Genomic DNA, 14159 nt, shown 5'->3' on the forward strand with positions numbered 1-14159 from the left:
GAACGTCTTTCCCTCGACGAGAGTTCGTTGCTCTCCGTTGATTCCCATTGCCATGGAATTTGCCGGCATCCGCCTGAAGAACAACCTGTTTGTCGCTCCCATGGCGGGTGTGACCGACCGGCCATTCCGGCAGCTGTGCAAGAAGATGGGGGCGGGACTGGCGGTGTCGGAAATGGTCACGTCGAATGCGCTGCTTTACGGCAGCACCAAGACGCAGCGTCGGGCCAACCACGAAGGCGAGGTCGATCCGATCTCGGTGCAGATCGCCGGTGCGGACCCGATCATGATGGCCGAGGCGGCACGTCACAACGTTGACCGTGGCGCGCAGATCATCGACATCAACATGGGCTGCCCGGCCAAGAAGGTCTGCAATGTCGCCGCCGGCTCCGCGCTGATGCGCGACGAGGCGCTGGTGGGCCGCATCCTCGAAGCGGTGGTCGGCGCGGTCAGCGTGCCGGTGACGCTGAAATTCCGCACCGGCTGGGATCGCGACAACCGCAATGCGCCGACGATCGCGCGCATCGCCGAAGAGGCTGGTATCCGCCTCATCGCCATCCATGGCCGCACGCGTTGCGATCACTACATGGGCGACGCGGAGTACGACACCATCGCGCTGGTGAAGTCGCAGGTCGGCATCCCGGTCTTCGCCAACGGCGATATCTCCTCGCCGCGCAAGGCGAAGCAGGTGCTGGACTACACGAAGGCCGACGGCGTGATGATCGGTCGCGCCGCCCAGGGCCGGCCGTGGATCTTCCGCGAGATCGAACACTACCTGGCGACCGGCAGCGAACTGCCGCCGCCGGAGGTCGGCGAGATCCACCGCGTGTGCCGCGAGCATCTGGCCGATCTGTATGGTTTCTACGGCGAAGAGGCCGGCGTGCGTGTCGCGCGCAAGCACATCGCCTGGTACACGAAGGGCCTGGTGGGCTCCAACGTGTTCCGCAGCATGATGAACACCTTGCCTGACGTACCCCGCCAGCTCGAAGCGGTGGACGGTTTCTTCGCCCAGCTTGCCGACCACGGCAGGTATCTGGCCTACGACGAGTCGGCCGTCAATGAATCTGAAGCTGGGATGGAGGCGCTCGCAGCATGAGCCGCAACAGTGAAATCGCGCTCTGCGTGGAGCAGGCGCTGGACCGTTACTTCAAGGACCTCGACGGCGAGCAGCCGAACGATGTGTACGGCATGGTGTTGCGCCAGATCGAGCGGCCGATGCTGGAGTCCGTGCTGCGCCGCACGCGCGGCAACCAGACGCAGGCGGCCGAGATCCTCGGCATCAATCGCAACACACTGCGCCGCAAGCTCTCCGAGCACGGCCTGATCTGACAACTACCCACACGCACCCGCTCACGCGGGTGTTTCTTTTGCACTGAATGGTTTTGCACATGAAAGTTACCCAGGCTCTCCTCAGCGTTTCCGACAAGCAAGGCGTCGTGGACTTCGCTCGCGAACTCGATGCCCTCGGCGTCAAGCTGCTGTCCACCGGCGGCACCGCCAAGGCGCTGCGCGATGCTGGCCTGCCGGTGACGGACGTGGGTGATTACACCGGTTTCCCGGAGATGCTGGACGGCCGCGTGAAGACATTGCACCCCAAGGTGCACGGCGGCATCCTGGCGCGTCGCGACCTGGCCGAACACCTGAGCACCATCGAGCAGCACGCCATTCCGCGCATCGACCTGGTGGTGGTGAACCTCTATCCGTTCCAGGCCACCGTCGCCAAGGCGGGCTGCACGCTGGAGGATGCCATCGAGAACATCGACATCGGCGGCCCGACCATGGTGCGTTCCGCCGCCAAGAACCACGGTGGCGAGGCAGGCGGTGTCGGCATCGTGACCGACCCGGCCGACTATGCCGGTATCGTGACCGAGCTGAAGTCCAACGCTGGTGCGCTCAGCTACAAGACCCGCTTCGAGTTGGCCCGCAAGGCCTTCACGCATACCGCCCGCTACGATGCCGCGATCGCCAACTGGCTGACCGCCGTCGACGCCGACAAGCTGGAGCCGGCAGCCGCGCCCGAGCGCGCGACCTACCCCGGCAAGCTGCAACTGGCCTTCGACAAGGTGCAGGACCTGCGCTACGGCGAGAACCCGCACCAGAGCGCGGCGTTCTACCGCGACACGAACGCGCCGGCCGGTGGCATCGCGGGCTACACCCAGCTGCAAGGCAAGGAACTGTCGTACAACAACATCGCCGACGCAGACGCCGCCTGGGAGTGCGTGAAGGCCTTCGAAGGCGGCGTGGCCTGCGTCATCATCAAGCACGCCAACCCCTGTGGCGTGGCCGTCGCGGCGACCACCGAAGAGGCCTATCGAAAGGCCTTCCAGACCGATCCGACCTCGGCCTTCGGCGGCATCATCGCCTTCAATGCACCGGTGGACGAAGCGACCGCCAAGGCCGTTTCTGGCCAGTTCATGGAAGTGCTGATCGCACCGTCCTACACGCCCGAGGCGCTTGCCCTGCTAGCCGCCAAGCAGAACGTGCGGGTGCTGACCTGCGGCCTGGGCCGCATCAGCCAGACCGACTACAAGCGCGTCGCGGGCGGGCTGCTGGTCCAGACCTACGATGACGCGATCATCACCCCGGCCGATCTCAAGGTGGTGACCAAGCGCGCACCGTCCGACAAGGAGCTGGCGGACCTGCTGTTCGCCTGGCGCGTTGCCAAGTACGTGAAGAGCAATGCCATCGTCTACTGCCAGGACGGCATGACCGTGGGTGTCGGCGCCGGCCAGATGAGCCGCGTGGACTCGGCGCGCATCGCCAAGATCAAGGCCGAGAACGCCGGCCTGAAGATCGAGGGTTGCGTGGTGGCCTCCGACGCCTTCTTCCCGTTCCGCGATGGCCTCGACGTGCTGGCGCAGGCTGGCGCCACCGCAGTGATCCAGCCGGGCGGCTCGATGCGCGACGCCGAGGTGATCGCCGCGGCCGACGAGCAGAACGTCGCGATGGTGTTCACCGGCTTCCGTCACTTCCGCCACTGACCGTCAGCGCAGCGTCAGGCGCGCGGCGTTGAATGGCCCGACCGCCGCGCCTCCTTACCGAACCTCTACTTTGACACCATGAAAATTCTCGTAATCGGTTCCGGCGGACGCGAACATGCGCTGGCCTGGAAGCTGGCGCAGTCGCCCAAGGTGCAGAAGATCTTCGTGGCGCCCGGCAATGCTGGAACTGCCCTGGAGAACGGCGTCGAGAACGTGCCGGCCAGCAGCATTCCGGAGTGGATCGAGTTCGTGAAGCGTGAAGGCATCGCGCTGACCGTCGTGGGGCCGGAGGCGCCCTTGGCGGCGGGGGTGGTGGACGCTTTCCGTGCGGAAGGGCTGGCAATCTTCGGACCGAGCAAGGCCTGCGCGCAACTCGAAGCATCGAAGGATTTCGCCAAGGCCTTCATGACCCGTCACGACATTCCGACGGCGAAGTACCAGACCTTCTCGGACGCAGCCGCGGCGCACGCCTACGTGGATGCCGAAGGCGCGCCCATCGTCATCAAGGCTGACGGCCTGGCTGCCGGCAAGGGCGTGGTGGTGGCGATGACGCTGGATGAAGCGCATGCCGCCATCGACGCGATGCTCATCGACAACAAGATGGGTGACGCCGGCGCGCGCGTGGTCATCGAGGAATTCATGCAGGGCGAGGAAGCCAGCTTCATCGTCATGTGCGACGGGAAGAACGCGCTGGCCATGGCGACCAGCCAGGACCACAAGCGCCTGCTCGATGGCGACGAAGGCCCCAACACCGGCGGCATGGGCGCCTACTCGCCGGCCCCGGTGGTGACGCCGGAAGTGCATGCGCGCGCGATGCGCGAGGTGATCCGCCCGGTACTGGCCGGCATGGCTGCCGAGGGCTCGCCCTACAGCGGCTTCCTGTACGCGGGGCTGATGATCGATGACAGCGGTGCGCCGCGCGTGGTCGAGTTCAACTGCCGTTTCGGCGACCCCGAGACGCAGCCGGTCATGATGCGTTTGAAGAGCGACCTGGTGGATCTGGTGGAAGCTGCGCTGGCCGGCAAGCTCGACGAGGCCGAGGCGGAGTGGGATCGCCGCGTCGCGCTGGGCGTGGTGCTGGCAGCCGGCGGCTACCCCGACAGTCCGCGCAAGGGCGATGCCATCCAGGGCCTGTCGGCGCCGAGCGAAGACGCTCACGTCTTCCATGCCGGCACCGTGAAGCAGAACGGCAAGGTGCTGACCGCGGGCGGTCGCGTGCTGTGCGTGACGGCGCTGGGTGACTCGGTGCGGGGAGCCCAGGCGCGTGCCTATGAAGTGGCATCGACGATCCACTTCGAGGGCATCCAGTACCGCAGGGACATCGGCCATCGCGCCCTCAAGCGCTGAGGCAACACAGGATGACGACCCGTCTGGTACGCGAATATCTGCTCGAGCTGCAGGCCCGCATCGTCGCCTCGCTGGAGGCTTTTGACGGCAACAGTTTCCGCACGGATCAGTGGGAGCGTCCGAAGGGGGGCGGTGGCATTACCCGCGTCATCGAGGACGGTCGCTTCTTCGAGCGTGGCGGCGTCAACTTCTCCCACGTCATGGGCGATTCCCTGCCGCCGTCGGCGACCGCCGCGCGACCCGAACTGGCGGGTGCCGGTTTCGAAGCCATGGGCGTGTCGCTGGTCCTGCACCCGCGCAATCCGTATTGCCCCACGGTGCACATGAATGTGCGCTTCTTCTCGGCGACCCCGAAAGATGCGGAGGTGGAGCCGGAGCCCAGCGCGCCGCCGAAGTTCTTCGCGGCGCCACGTGGTCGCGGCCACGTGAAAGTGCCGGTGAACCCGGCTGCGGTGCGCCTCAACGGCGAGGGCGATGCACAGCCGACCTGGTGGTTCGGGGGCGGCATGGACCTGACGCCGTACTACGTGTTCGAAGAAGACGCGCGGCATTTCCACCGTGCCTGCTACAACGCCGTGGCGCCCTATGGCGACGAGCGCTATGCCCGCTACAAGAACTGGTGCGACGAGTATTTCTTCCTGAAGCATCGCAACGAAGCGCGAGGCTTGGGCGGCCTGTTCTTCGACGATCTCAACGAACTGGGCTTCGAACAGAGCTTCGGCCTCATGGCCGGTGTGGGCGATGCCTTCCTGGACGCCTATCTGCCGATCGCCGAGCGTCGTCGCAGCCTTGCCTATGGTGAGCGCGAGCGTGCCTTCCAGGCGTATCGCCGTGGCCGCTATGTCGAGTTCAACCTGGTGTACGACCGCGGCACCTTGTTCGGCCTGCAGTCAGGCGGGCGCACGGAATCGATCCTGATGTCCCTGCCGCCGAGCGTGAACTGGCGCTATGACTGGCAGCCGGAAGCGGGCAGCGAGGAGGCGAAGCTGTACGAGTACCTGCAGGGCCGTGACTGGCTGGCGGACTGATGCGCGCGACCGATCGGTGAAATCGGTGAACCGGTGGGACTGGTGAAGTGGTGAAGATGCAAAGCAGAACGGCTTCCCGCGGGAAGCCGTTCTGCTTTGTCCTTTGTGGGTGAGGGCGCTGCCGGGAGTCGACCTCAGGCGCCGAGCTCGGCAGCCGCACGGAAATGCTGGTTGGCTTTCTCGCCACGCTCCAGCGACTCGGCCAGGCGTGCCAGCTCCAGGTGGGCGGCGCGCGATGGCGCCATCGACAGCGAGGCTTCCAGGTAGCTCTCCGCCTTGCCCCACAGCTGGGCGCGCAGGCACAGGCGGCCCAGCGTCAGCAGCAGGCCGGCGTCATCCGGGTGAGTCTTCAGCCAGCGCTCGGCGGTGGCGAGCTGGGCGCGCAGATCGGCCGACTTGCAGCGGCCATAGAGCACCGCCAGCTCGGGCTCCCAATCCTTGTCGAGCACGGACTCGATGGCCTTTGCAGCGAGCAGCTCGTCGCCGGCGCCGATGTAGAGCGGGAGCGCGCGTGCCAGGAAGCGCGGGTCCTGGCGCTCCTCCTCGGGAATGGACTGCCACAGGCGATGCAGCGCGTCGAGATCGCCGTCGGCTTCGCGCAGTTGCTCCTGCTGCGCACGGCGCAGCAAGGGCGCAGCCTGCTCGGGGGTCAGTGCGCGGTACTTGCGGAGCTGGCGGGTGATGCGCGCCACTTCTTCCCAGCGGCCGCGTCCCTGCTCCGTCTGCAGCGACAGGCGCAGGGCCGCGATGTGGCGATGGCCGCTGTTGCGCAACTGTTCGAGCAGGGTGGCGGCGACATCGAAGCGCCGGTCGTTGACCGCGTGCTCGGTCTCTACCATCAGGCGCGCCATGTGGATGTCACGGTCATGTTCGGCGGCGCGGTCCAGCCATTGCTGGCGACGCTCCGGCTCGCGCAGGGCCTGTGCGGCCTTGGCCGCCAGCAATGCCGACAGGCCGGGCGCAAAACCGCCGTCATAGGCGGCCTCGGCATGGCGATAGGCCTGGCCGTAGCGGCCTTCCAGATACAGGCGGCTGCCATCCTGCAGCGCTTCGGCCGCGGCCTGGCGGCGCCTGCGCTGGCGCCAGGCTTCCACCTGACCCGGCAGCTCGATGGTGCGGGCGATGAGGCGTAGCAGCAGGTAGAAGCCGATGAAGGCTGCGGCCGTCAGCAAGGCCAGCAGGTTCAGTGAAATCTGCACGCGATAGGGCGGCAGTACGAGCAGGGCGTAGGCGCTGTTGTAGCGCGCCAGTACGGCGAGCGTGACGGCGAACGTGAAGAGACCCAGCAGCCAGAACAGGGCGCGCATGTGTCCCTCCTAGCGGTTGCCGGCCTTGAGCGCGCGCAGGGCGCTCTCGGTGTCGGCCAGCGTGGGGACTTCCACCTTGAGGCGGGCACCTTCCAGCTGGCGTAACTCGGTCAGCATCTGCGCCACCGGGCGCGCGCTCACGTCGAAGTAGCGCTCCAGCCATTGCTCGACCTGGCGGATATCCTCGCCGAACACCTTGCCGTCACGTTGCAGCAGGGCGAGGCGGGCGGACAGCAGGCGCAGGCGCAGGTTCTCGCGCAGGTAGGCCGACTGCGAAGGCGACAGCAGGGCCGGATCGGGACGATCCATGCGCTCGATGCGGATCAGGTGACGGAAGTCGGTCCACAAGTCGCTCAGGATGCTGGACAGGAAGCCCGGTTCCGGCGGTGCGAGCGGTGCCGATGCCGCGGCGACGGGGGCCGACTGTACCTCCGGCTTGCTGCCACGACGTGGTGTCGGTGCCGGCTTGCGCGGTGCCGCGGCAGGTGCCGATGCATTGCGACCGGGCAGGGGCGGGGCATGCTCGAAGCCAAGTGGCAGGGAGTCGATGCGCCCAAGCATGGTTTCCAGTTGCAGCGCCATGCTGGTGACGTCTGCCAGCGGCAATGCCTTCAGGCGGTCGATGTCGCGGGCCAGCGCGCGGCGCAGTGGCAGCAACTGCGCACGGTCCACGCTGCCGAGGCGGGCTTCCGCACTTTGCAGCGCGGTCAGCGCGGCGGGAATGTTGCCCGCGAGCTGCAGCTGCTGGATTGCGATGCCCACGGCTTGGTCGACGTCGGCGAGGACGCGTTCGTCCCGGGCCTTGGAGAACTCCTGATATACGGACTCCAGGGTGGACTGCAGCCCCTGGGTTTCAGCCAGGCGAGCCTCCACCGCGCCCAGCTTGGCCTGGATGGTCTGCAACTGGTCATGGCTCTTGTCCGCCAGCGTGCGGGCTTCCCGGGCGACGGTATCGCCTTCGTTCAGGCGGCGCGCCAGTTCTTCCTGGGTGCGGCGCAGCTCCTGGCGTGTGTCTATCCATTGCCAGGCGAGGAACAACAGGCCGGCAGTGCCGATGATGGCCAGCGGCAGTATCCAGCGGTTCGCACGGCCGGCTCTGGCTGCTGCGGGCGGGGCCGGCGGATTCGGGGCAGGTACGGGCTCCATGCCGCGCATCTTACCCGAAGCCTTGTCTGGCCAGTCTCCGGGAAGGCCACAAGCGACAGCCTGCAGGCTGCACGATGGGTGAAAACACCACACCGACGCACATGGGCATACAAAGCAAAAAGCCCAGTCCGCGGACTGGGCTTTTCTGTATCTGGTGGGGGCACAAGGACTTGAACCTTGGACCTACGGATTAAGAGTCCGCTGCTCTACCAACTGAGCTATACCCCCGAGAGAGGCGCGCATCTTACCGGATATTGCAGGAATGGCAAGGCGCCCTTTACTGCTTTGCTTCGTTGCGGGTGGTGGGTCGGGCGAGACTCGAACTCGCGACCAACGGATTAAAAGTCCGCTGCTCTACCGACTGAGCTACCGACCCGCAAAGCAAAGACGCGAAATTATAGGCTAGCTGCTGCCTGTTGTCAAAGGCCGCGAGCGACCGGATTCGGCATTCGGAGGCCGTCAGCGTTTTGCCAGGCCGAGGGCGCGCATCACGGCGGCGACGTCGGCATAGTTCCGGTCGAGGAAGCGTGCAAACTCCGGTCCGTCCTGGTAGTCCAGATTCAACGAGGCCTTGCGCGCGGATTCGCGGAATGCGGGTGAGTCGAACGCGCGCTTGAAGGCGTCGGTCAGGCGTGCCTTGGTTTCATCGGGCACGCCCAGCGGCAGGGCGAGTCCGCGCCAGGTCGAGAAGCTGACCGGCAGCCCCTGTTCGGCGAACGTCGGCACATCCGGGAAAAGCTCGTCGCGCTTGTCGTCCATCACGGCGAGAACGCGGAGGTTGCCGGCCTGCACCTGGGCGCGTACTTCCGGCACGCTCACCGAGACGGCCTTGATGTGCCCGCTGAGCAGGGCGGTGACGGCAGACATGGCGCCGTCGAAAGGCACGTGGCGCACCTGGATGCCTGCCTTGGCCGCGAACAGGCCTCCGGCCAGATGCCACACGGAGGCGGCTCCGGAGCTGCCCAGCGTGAGCTCCCCCGGGTGACTGCGCGCGAAGCGGATGAATTCGCGCAGGTTGTCGAAAGGCGCGTCCCGCCGCACGGTGAGCGCCGCCGCATCGCTGTTGATGCGCATCAGCGGATCGAAATCGCGGTAGGTGAACGGGACCTGCCCCTGTACCTGCAGCGAGTTCAGTTCGAAGGTGATCATGCCCAGTGTGTAGCCGTCCGGCCGCGCCTGGGTGATGGCGCTGTGACCGACCGCGCCACCGCCGCCGGTCGTGTTGACGACGCGGATCGTGTAGCCGAGATGTCGCTCGGCCTCGTGGACCAGCGCACGCAGCAGGGTGTCGGTGCCGCCGCCTGCCGGCCAGGGGCAGATGACGGTAACCGGCTTGAGGGGAAAGCTCGTGTTCTGGCCGTGTGCCGCCGGAAGCGCGCAGGCCAGCGATGCCGCCATGAAGCGACGTCGGTTCATCATCTCCTCCTCCTGCATCCGGCTGACACCGTGTGCCCGGTGCGTGCGCGGCGCTTGTCGTTATTCCCGTGCGTGACGGGTCCGACGATTGTGACGCAGGGCGGTACTCGCAGGCGGCTGGGGAGAACCCGGACGAAGCCCTTTGGCGGGGCTGCGTGGGCGGGTCGGTCGGCGAGGTGGGTGATGCTTGCGGTGCTACGTGTCACGTGTGGGAACTGTCCTGGTTCGACAGGCGCAAACGCTGCCAGATCTCGCGCGTCAGGCCGGCCTGGTTCAGGGTGTAGAAGTGCAGGCCCGGAGCGCCGCCGGCCAGCAGGCGCTCGCACAGGTCGGTCACTACGTCCAGGCCGAATGCGCGCACCGAATCGGCGTCGTCGCCGAAGCTTTCGAAGCGGCGGCGCATCCATTGCGGAATCTCGGCGCCGCAGGCATCCGAGAAGCGCGCCAGTTTGCTGTAGCTGGCAATCGGCATGATGCCGGCCACGATGGGGGCGGTGACACCGCGTCCGCGAACGACGTCGACAAACCGGAAGTAGGCGTCGGCGTTGTAGAAGTACTGGGTGATGGCCGCATCGGCTCCGGCTTCCATCTTGCGCACGAAGGCGTCGATGTCCTGCTGGGCATTGCGGGCCTGCGGATGGAACTCGGGGTAGGCCGCCACCTCGATGTGGAATTCCTCGCCGGATTCCTGGCGGATGAATTGCACCAGCTCGTTGGCGTAGCGGAATTCGCCGGGGTCCGCCATGCCGGAGGGCAGGTCGCCGCGCAGCGCGACGATGCGCTTCACGCCGATCTCGCGGAATTCGGCGAGGTGCTCGCGGATGCTCTGGGCCGTGGCGCCGATGCACGACAGGTGTGGCGCGGCGGAGAGTCCCTCGGCCTGGATCTCGCGCACGATGGCCAGCGTGCGGTCGCGCGTGGAGCCGCCGGCACCATAGGTCACCGAGAAGTAGGCCGGGTTCAGTGCCACCAGTTGCGCGCGGGTGGCGCGCAGCTTGTCCACGCCTTCCGGCGTGGCGGGGGGGAAGAATTCGATGCTGAAAGTCTGGGTCATGAGGTGATCCGTGACGTAGCTTCGTGCAGGGCGGCCGTGTTGCCGCGCTGCGCGAAGACGAAGAACTCGCGGTTGCCGTCGCTACCGGTAATGGGGCTGTCGAAGTAGTCCAGCACCTGCAGGCCGTGGGTGCCGCAGGTGTCGCGTATACGCGCTTCTACCTGCGGGTACAGGCTGGCGTCACGCACGATGCCGCCGCGGCCCACACCTTGCGGCCCGACCTCGAACTGCGGTTTCACCAGCGACAGTACGTGACCGCCCTCTTGCAGAAGGGCGGGCCAGCGTGGCAGCAGCAAGCCCAGCGAAATGAAGCTGGCATCGCAGACGACGAGGCCGAAGCCGCCGGGGGGCATGTGCGCGCCCAGTTGATCTGCGCTCAACTCGCGGGCGTTGATGCCCTCCAGCGTCACGCAGCGCGCATCCTCGTGCAGGCGGGCATGCAACTGGCCGTGACCGACCTCCACGCCGATCACCCGTGCAGCACCGGCCTGCAGCAGGCAGTCGCTGAAGCCACCGGTGCTCTGGCCCACGTCCAGGCAGGTCATGCCGACGACATCCAGCCCGCTGCGCGCCAGGGCGCCATCGAGCTTGAGGCCGCCGCGCGACACGAAGCGATCCGCCTCGTCCGGCGTGACATGCAGTTCCGCGGAGTCGGGCAGCAGTTCCGAGGGTTTGCGAACGAGCGTGCTGCCCTGCGCCGAACGCCAGCTCACGCGGCCAGCCGCGATGAGCCGCTGGGCGGCCGTGCGCGACGCCGCCAGGCCGCGCTCGACCAGCAACTGGTCGATGCGCGGCAGGCCTTCACGCGCCGCGGCCCCAGCAGCCGGCGTGGCCGGTTTGCTGCGCGGTGTGCGGGCGTGAAAGGAGTCCATGCTGCGAAGGCTGGCGAACGCTCAGTAGCGGTAGTGGTTGGACTTGTACGGGCCTTCCACCGGCACGCCGATGTAGTTGGCCTGCTCTTCGGTCAGCGTGGTGAGCTGCACGTTGAGCGTCTTGAGCTGCAGACGCGCGACCTTTTCGTCCAGATGCTTCGGCAGCGTGTAGACGCCCACCGGGTAGTCGTTGATCTTGGTGAACAGCTCGATCTGCGCGATGGTCTGGTTGGCGAAGGACGAGGACATCACGTAGCTGGGGTGGCCGGTGGCGCAGCCCAGGTTCACCAGGCGGCCCTTGGCCAGCAGGATGATGCGCTTGCCGTCCGGGAAGATGACGTGGTCGACCTGCGGCTTGATCTCGTCCCACTGGTACTTTTCCAGCGAAGCGACGTCGATCTCGTTGTCGAAGTGGCCGATGTTGCAGACGATGGCGTTGTTCTTCATCGCGGCCATGTGCTCATGGCGGATGACGTGGAAGTTGCCGGTGGTGGTCACGAAGATGTCGGCCTTGTCGGCGGCGTATTCCATCGTCACGACGCGGTAGCCTTCCATGGCGGCCTGCAGCGCGCAGATCGGGTCGATCTCGGTGACCCATACCTGTGCCGACAGTGCGCGCAGTGCCTGCGCCGAGCCCTTGCCCACGTCGCCGTAGCCGGCGACGACGGCGATCTTGCCGGCCACCATCACGTCGGTGGCGCGCTTGATGCCGTCGACCAGCGATTCGCGGCAGCCGTACAGGTTGTCGAACTTGGACTTGGTGACCGAGTCATTCACGTTGATGGCCGGGAACTTCAGGTCGCCGCGCTGGTGCATCTGGTACAGGCGATGCACGCCGGTGGTTGTTTCCTCGGTCACGCCCTTGATCTTGGCAAGGCGCACCGAGTACCAGGTCTTGTCCTGGGCCAGCTTGGCCTTGATCGCGGCGAACAGGATGGTCTCTTCTTCCGAGCCCGGTTTGGCCAGCACGGACAGGTCTTCCTCGGCCTTGGCGCCCAGGTGCAGCAGCAGGGTGGCATCGCCACCGTCGTCCAGGATCATGTTCGAGTAGCCGCCATCGGCCCACTCGAAGATGCGGTGCGTGTAGTCCCAGTACTCGACCAGGGTTTCGCCCTTCTTGGCGAACACCGGGATGCCGGCGGCGGCGATGGCGGCGGCCGCGTGGTCCTGCGTCGAGAAGATGTTGCATGAGGCCCAGCGCACGTCGGCGCCGAGCGCCTTCAGCGTCTCGATCAGCACGGCGGTCTGGATGGTCATGTGCAGCGAGCCGGTGATGCGCGCGCCCTTGAGCGGCTGGCTCTTCGCGTATTCCTCGCGGATGGCCATCAGGCCCGGCATCTCGCCTTCGGCGATGTTGATCTCCTTGCGGCCCCAGTCGGCCAGCTTGAGATCGGTGATCACGTAGTCATTGAAGTCAGCCACAGCGTTCATGAAGAACTCCTGAAGTGTGGCCGGCAGGGAAGGGTGGTGCGTGCTTCTCAGCGTGTATCTCACCTTCATCCCGTGTCCGGCACGGTTGAACAGGTGAGCGCCGTTGAATCAGCCCGGTGCCATTGCGGCAGCGGGTTCCGAGCCTGGGAAACCACCCGGTTTCTCGCAGCGCTCCTCGGAAAGTGCCGGGATTATAGGCGATGGGCGGGCAGGCCGAAAGGCTGGCGGTTCAGCCGGCCTGCTCGCCGGGAATGGCCAGCAGTTGGTCGACGCGGTTGCGGTCCACGTCCATGACCTCGAAAGTCCAGCCGGCGCAGTCGAAACGCTCCGCCTTGCGCGGGATGCGGCCGAAGCTCATCAGGGCGAAGCCGGCCACCGTGTGGTAGTTGCCCAGGCTCTGGTCGGGCAACTCGCGGATGTCGAGCTTTTCCTTCATCTCGTCGATGGGCAGCAGGCCGTCGAGCAGCCAGGAGCCATCGGGGCGGCGCACGGCCAGGGACTCGTCGGGGTCGTCGGCATAGGGCATCAGGTCGCCGACCACGGCCTCCACCACGTCGTAGACCGTCACCATGCCCTCGGTGAGGCCGAACTCGTTGATGACGAAGGCGCATTCGCTGCGGTGGCTGCGGAAACTGCGCAGCAGCTCGATGAGCGTCAACGCCCCCGGCACGAACAGCGGCGGGTTCATCGGCAGCTGGGTGAGGTCGACTTCGCCGGACAGCGCCACCGGCAGCAGCTCACGGCTGTCCACCACGCCCACCAGTTGCTGCATGTCGCCCTTGCACACCGGGAAGAAGCGCTGCGGGTGCTCGCGCAGCAGGGTGAGGTTCTGGTCGCGCGGACGGGTGAGGTCGATGTAGCGCACGTCGATCACCGGCGTCATGGCGGCGGCGGCACGACGGTCGTCCAGGCGGAACACGTTGCCCAGCAACTGGCTCTCTTCGCGGCCGATCTGCCCGCTGCGCTCGCTCTCGTCCACGTAGGCGAGGATGTCTTCCACGCTCGTCACCGCCGGTGCGGCGCGTACCGGCAGGCGCTTCAGGATCACGTCCGACGACCACGACAGGAAGCTGATCGCCGGCGACAGCACGCGGATGAACAGCGTCATGAAGGGCGCACAGCGCAGCGACACTTTTTCCGGCTCGGCGATGGCGATGCGCTTGGGGATGATCTCGCCGAACACGATGGACAGCGCGGTGACCAGCGCGATGGTGGCCGCCAGCGCGATCTCGCTGCGCCAGGGTTCCAGCACGGGCAGGCGCTGGGTGATGGCCTGCTCGATGGCGGCGTTCATCGCCGAATCGCCGTAGATGCCGGCGAGCAGCGAGGTGGCGGTGATGCCGATCTGCGTGGCGGCGAGGAAGCGGCTGGGCTGCTCCTTGATGGCCAGCGCCTGCCGCGCGCGATGGTCGCCTTCGTCAGCGGCCTGCTGCAGGCGGGCGCGGCGTGCCGATGCCAGAGCCATCTCCGTCAGCGCGAAGAAGGCCGACAGCAGGATCAGCAGCAACAGTATCCAGAAGGCATTCATGCGGGGCTCCGCCGCAGGGCGACGAAGCAAGCATGCCAGAAAGCCACGGGCA

At 66.6% G+C, this 14159-nt stretch carries 12 protein-coding genes, 2 tRNA genes and 1 riboswitch; of the genes, 5 read left to right on the top strand and 9 right to left on the bottom strand.

The window, feature by feature from the left end; genetic code table 11:
• Positions 1–52: 52 nt before the first annotated feature.
• The 5 genes from dusB to hemF all read left to right on the top strand — a co-directional run bounded on the left by dusB (position 53) and on the right by hemF (position 5353).
• Positions 53–1093: a tRNA dihydrouridine synthase DusB gene (gene dusB / locus VVD47_RS17000; protein ID WP_327604705.1), complete on the top strand. Its 1041-nt coding sequence runs from the start codon at positions 53–55 to the stop codon at positions 1091–1093.
• Entirely contained in the window at positions 1090–1326 is a 237-nt protein-coding gene (locus VVD47_RS17005; RefSeq protein ID WP_327604706.1) for a helix-turn-helix domain-containing protein, read from the top strand. The genes dusB and VVD47_RS17005 overlap by 4 nt, the downstream gene beginning before the upstream one ends.
• Before the next feature lie 59 nt (positions 1327–1385).
• Entirely contained in the window at positions 1386–2978 is a 1593-nt protein-coding gene (gene purH / locus VVD47_RS17010; RefSeq protein ID WP_327604707.1) for a bifunctional phosphoribosylaminoimidazolecarboxamide formyltransferase/IMP cyclohydrolase, read from the top strand.
• A 78-nt stretch (positions 2979–3056) separates the two neighbouring features.
• On the top strand, positions 3057–4325 hold the full coding sequence (gene purD, locus VVD47_RS17015; RefSeq protein ID WP_327604708.1) for a phosphoribosylamine--glycine ligase: 1269 nt from the start codon (positions 3057–3059) through the stop codon (positions 4323–4325).
• Positions 4326–4336: 11 nt separating this feature from the next.
• Positions 4337–5353, top strand: coding sequence for an oxygen-dependent coproporphyrinogen oxidase (gene hemF, locus VVD47_RS17020; protein WP_327604709.1), 1017 nt, complete (start codon positions 4337–4339; stop codon positions 5351–5353).
• Between the two features lie 134 nt (positions 5354–5487).
• Here hemF and VVD47_RS17025 read toward each other — a convergent pair whose 3' ends face one another.
• The 9 genes from VVD47_RS17025 to VVD47_RS17065 all read right to left on the bottom strand — a co-directional run bounded on the left by VVD47_RS17025 (position 5488) and on the right by VVD47_RS17065 (position 14107).
• Positions 5488–6660, bottom strand: a complete 1173-nt coding sequence (locus tag VVD47_RS17025; protein WP_327604710.1) for a heme biosynthesis HemY N-terminal domain-containing protein — start codon at positions 6658–6660, stop codon at positions 5488–5490.
• A gap of 9 nt (positions 6661–6669) precedes the next feature.
• A complete protein-coding gene (locus tag VVD47_RS17030) occupies positions 6670–7806 on the bottom strand; it encodes a uroporphyrinogen-III C-methyltransferase (RefSeq protein WP_327604711.1) in 1137 nt (378 codons plus the stop codon).
• A gap of 152 nt (positions 7807–7958) precedes the next feature.
• Positions 7959–8034 (bottom strand) — tRNA-Lys (locus tag VVD47_RS17035).
• A gap of 72 nt (positions 8035–8106) precedes the next feature.
• Positions 8107–8182: transfer RNA gene (locus VVD47_RS17040), tRNA-Lys, on the bottom strand.
• An 83-nt stretch (positions 8183–8265) separates the two neighbouring features.
• Positions 8266–9225 carry a Bug family tripartite tricarboxylate transporter substrate binding protein gene (locus VVD47_RS17045; protein WP_327604712.1) on the bottom strand — a complete coding sequence of 320 codons (960 nt, stop codon included), beginning with the start codon at positions 9223–9225 and terminating at the stop codon, positions 8266–8268.
• A gap of 199 nt (positions 9226–9424) precedes the next feature.
• Positions 9425–10276, bottom strand: a complete 852-nt coding sequence (gene metF / locus VVD47_RS17050; RefSeq protein WP_327604713.1) for a methylenetetrahydrofolate reductase [NAD(P)H] — start codon at positions 10274–10276, stop codon at positions 9425–9427.
• The gene (locus VVD47_RS17055) at positions 10273–11148 is read right to left on the bottom strand and encodes a TlyA family RNA methyltransferase (protein ID WP_327604714.1); all 876 of its coding nucleotides are present in this window, start codon (positions 11146–11148) and stop codon (positions 10273–10275) included. Before VVD47_RS17055 ends, metF begins: the two co-directional genes overlap by 4 nt.
• A 21-nt stretch (positions 11149–11169) precedes the next feature.
• Positions 11170–12579, bottom strand: a complete 1410-nt coding sequence (ahcY, locus tag VVD47_RS17060; RefSeq protein ID WP_327604715.1) for an adenosylhomocysteinase — start codon at positions 12577–12579, stop codon at positions 11170–11172.
• Positions 12580–12667: 88 nt separating this feature from the next.
• A riboswitch (S-adenosyl-L-homocysteine riboswitch) is annotated at positions 12668–12762 on the bottom strand.
• A gap of 46 nt (positions 12763–12808) precedes the next feature.
• Positions 12809–14107: a hemolysin family protein gene (locus VVD47_RS17065; RefSeq protein WP_327604716.1), complete on the bottom strand. Its 1299-nt coding sequence runs from the start codon at positions 14105–14107 to the stop codon at positions 12809–12811.
• Positions 14108–14159 lie beyond the last annotated feature (52 nt).

The organism is Uliginosibacterium sp. H1 (assembly GCF_036017065.1).
Classification (GTDB): domain Bacteria; phylum Pseudomonadota; class Gammaproteobacteria; order Burkholderiales; family Rhodocyclaceae; genus Uliginosibacterium.

What these genes read in the sequence shown, in the direction of transcription:
- dusB (WP_327604705.1), top strand. Translation starts at nt 53, where the DNA reads ATGGAATTTGCCGGCATCCGCCTGAAGAACAACCTGTTTGTCGCTCCC.
- VVD47_RS17005 (WP_327604706.1), top strand. Translation starts at nt 1,090, where the DNA reads ATGAGCCGCAACAGTGAAATCGCGCTCTGCGTGGAGCAGGCGCTGGAC.
- purH (WP_327604707.1), top strand. Translation starts at nt 1,386, where the DNA reads ATGAAAGTTACCCAGGCTCTCCTCAGCGTTTCCGACAAGCAAGGCGTC.
- purD (WP_327604708.1), top strand. Translation starts at nt 3,057, where the DNA reads ATGAAAATTCTCGTAATCGGTTCCGGCGGACGCGAACATGCGCTGGCC.
- hemF (WP_327604709.1), top strand. Translation starts at nt 4,337, where the DNA reads ATGACGACCCGTCTGGTACGCGAATATCTGCTCGAGCTGCAGGCCCGC.
- VVD47_RS17025 (WP_327604710.1), bottom strand. Translation starts at nt 6,660, where the DNA reads ATGCGCGCCCTGTTCTGGCTGCTGGGTCTCTTCACGTTCGCCGTCACG.
- VVD47_RS17030 (WP_327604711.1), bottom strand. Translation starts at nt 7,806, where the DNA reads ATGGAGCCCGTACCTGCCCCGAATCCGCCGGCCCCGCCCGCAGCAGCC.
- VVD47_RS17045 (WP_327604712.1), bottom strand. Translation starts at nt 9,225, where the DNA reads ATGATGAACCGACGTCGCTTCATGGCGGCATCGCTGGCCTGCGCGCTT.
- metF (WP_327604713.1), bottom strand. Translation starts at nt 10,276, where the DNA reads ATGACCCAGACTTTCAGCATCGAATTCTTCCCCCCCGCCACGCCGGAA.
- VVD47_RS17055 (WP_327604714.1), bottom strand. Translation starts at nt 11,148, where the DNA reads ATGGACTCCTTTCACGCCCGCACACCGCGCAGCAAACCGGCCACGCCG.
- ahcY (WP_327604715.1), bottom strand. Translation starts at nt 12,579, where the DNA reads ATGAACGCTGTGGCTGACTTCAATGACTACGTGATCACCGATCTCAAG.
- VVD47_RS17065 (WP_327604716.1), bottom strand. Translation starts at nt 14,107, where the DNA reads ATGAATGCCTTCTGGATACTGTTGCTGCTGATCCTGCTGTCGGCCTTC.